Origin of the sequence: Sulfurovum sp. TSL6 (assembly GCF_019972115.1) — a bacterium.
Lineage (GTDB): Bacteria > Campylobacterota > Campylobacteria > Campylobacterales > Sulfurovaceae > Sulfurovum.
In genome coordinates this window covers 1-1,790 of the sequence record NZ_BPFJ01000007.1, presented here as the reverse complement: position 1 = coordinate 1,790, position 1,790 = coordinate 1, and the positions used below count along the sequence as shown (strand labels likewise).

The following is a 1,790-nucleotide window of genomic DNA, read 5'->3' as shown; positions in this document are numbered from 1 at the left end:
ACGGTAGTGTAATCGGATGTCGTATCTGTGCTGAAGTCGTCGCTATAGGCAGAAGTACCAGCTACTGCTGTCACAGTCACGTTCATACTGTCTATTGCTGTACTACCATTATTATCCGTTACAGTGAGGGTCAGTGTATCTGTCCCTACGGTATCAGGAGTATAGCTGAATGAAGCGGTTGTAGAGAGAACAATGGTGCCTTTTTTCCACTCATAATCTGTGATATAACCATCACTGTCTGTTCCGCTTCCTGTAATCGTAATACTCTGGTTCACTTCCACATTTTGATCTGCTCCTGCATTGGCAGTTGGTAGTGTGTTGGTTGCTGATTCTCCCGAGGTGAACGTGAGCACCCCCATGCTTATTCCTGGTACTGTACTATCTCCATATAGTAGTATAAAACTATCTCCTATATTAATTAGGCGTGGACGTCTTCGTCCTTCACCTGCATCACTGTTTTTCCCGGTATCCTGAGGATTACTCCAGCTTGCACCTCCATCTGTCGAGTATGCCCAAAGTACGTCACAATTATCTGCATATATATCCCCTTTTGCACGCAGTGAAACTGCAACAACAAACTCACCATTATCTGAAACTGCAACTGCAGAGAGTCCTATACTCAGATGCCAAGTACCAAGGTTGTCAAAGATTCTTTTATCACTTACAAAGATCTTCTCTCCATTTGCATTATATTTGTTATAATAGACTTCAGACTCACTACCATAAACAAAGTGGGTATTGTTTTGTCCATCAATAGCAAGATCAGGGAAACTCCTACGTACATTCCCTGCATTATGTATCTGTGTATTACTATCAAGACGGTCTCTAAGTCCTGTTCCTATGTCTGCTTGAGCGTAATACACTTCTGCAGAACTGCTGTTATGTTTTCCTGCACCAATGTGAATTTTATTATTCTGACCATGCATTCTAATATCTACATCAGCACGCCACATACCAGTCAAAGCACCCAAATAACTTGCAGAAGAATCTCCAGCCTTCCAAAGCCGTATATCTCCATATAGTCCATCAACACTAGCATCAGTGGAGCTCATAATAATATCAGTATCGGTCCAGCTGATTCCTACAACATAGTTACGTGCCACTCTACCACCAAAAAGATAACTAGAATCCCAACTTCCAGCAGCACTACGGCGACTGTAACGAATATCATAACCCTCTGTTGATGAACCATTATGTCGTGTAACAATATGAACACTTCCATCATCTCCTACTGCAATAGCTGGAGGGAAAGTAAGCATAGCTTGTTGTTCATCTCCTTGGCTTTCGTTAACAACTATATCACCTGACAAATTGAGCTGATAATAGCTACTGGAGATAAGATGGATTAAATTATCAAGTCCGGCCTCTGCATCAAACTGTGTACCTTCGGCTACCGATGCAAAGAAATTCCATTGTAGGTCCGATGATGGTACTGCTGTCACAGTTACATTCATACTGTCTATTGCTGTACTACCATTATTATCCGTTACAGTGAGGGTCAGTGTATCTGTCCCTACGGTATCAGGAGTATAGCTGAATGAAGCGGTTGTAGCGAGAACAATGGTGCCTTTTTTCCACTCATAATCTGTGATATAACCATCACTGTCTGTTCCGCTTCCTGTAATCGTAATACTCTGGTTCACCTGTATACTCTGGTCTGCTCCTGCATCTGCTGTCGGTGGTATATTACCGCCTGTTGGGACACTATAAATAATATTATCAAAGTAGGCATCCTGCTGTGTAACTGCAACAGAGAAAGAACTCACTGCAATAGCAGTGGTATCACTGTT

Annotated in this window: 1 protein-coding gene; it reads right to left on the bottom strand. The window is 42.2% G+C overall.

The window, feature by feature from the left end; all coding sequences use genetic code 11:
* A partial coding sequence (locus LDM93_RS11295) for a PKD domain-containing protein (protein ID WP_223892522.1) occupies nt 1-1,790 on the bottom strand: 1,790 nt, incomplete at both ends.